At 46.8% G+C, this 943-nt stretch carries 1 protein-coding gene; it reads left to right on the top strand.

Going from position 1 to position 943, the window contains the following annotated elements; translation table 11 throughout:
• The coding region (locus A3739_RS13930) for an amidohydrolase family protein (protein WP_156502592.1) at positions 1-790 on the top strand (790 nt) is incomplete at its 5' end.
• Positions 791-943 lie beyond the last annotated feature (153 nt).

Consider the following 943-nt stretch of genomic DNA (forward strand, 5'->3'; position numbering starts at 1 on the left):
GTATCATGATGCCTCAGAAGGATCTATGGTGAATATCGCGCTGGCGCCATGTTCGCCGTTCTCTGTCACTACTGATTTGATGAAGCAAACAGCCTCTTTGGCGCGCGATCACGGTGTTCGATTACATACCCATTTGGCTGAAACTGAAGATGAAAATAACTTCTGCCTTAAAACATTTGGTATGCGCCCCGTGGACTATTTAGAGTCCGTCAATTGGATGAGTAATGATGTTTGGCTTGCGCATGGCATTCATTTTAATGACGACGAGTTGCATCGCTTAGGTAGGGCGGGTGTGAGCGTTTGCCATTGCCCTTCATCCAATATGGTGCTTGCTTCTGGGATATGCCGAACCCTTGAATTGGAGGAACACGGTTCGCCAGTCGGGCTGGGTGTTGATGGATCTGCATCTAATGATGGCTCAAATATGATCCAAGAAGTACGACAAGCCATGTTAATCAATCGACTGCGTTATGAGGCCGATGAGGTGACGCACTTTGATGCCCTCCGTTGGGCAACGAAAGGTTCAGCGTCTGTTTTAGGACGTTCTGATATTGGAGAGCTCGCAGTTGGAAAGCAAGCGGATATTGCCTTATTCAAATTGGATGAGGCACGATTTTCTGGAAGTCATGATCCTCTTGCTGCACTCCTGTTATGTGGTGCGCACAACGCGAATGCAGTGATGGTCGCTGGTGAGTGGCGAGTATTGGATGGTGGTTTGGTAAGTGGTGATCTATCGGACTTGATATCGAGCCATTCAAGTTTGTCGAAGCGACTTGTTAGTGACTATTAATTGATTTCTTGCGTGAAATCAGAGCAGTGAAGAGTTGGCGCGTCACTACTCTTTGATTGGTTTTAACTGGACTTAATACATTAAAAATGTGTCGTAGTCTCTCGAGATATAGAGTGCCCAAGCGGCTGCGAGCATAGGAAATGCTGCAAAGAA

The organism is Oleiphilus sp. HI0067, assembly GCF_001635735.1.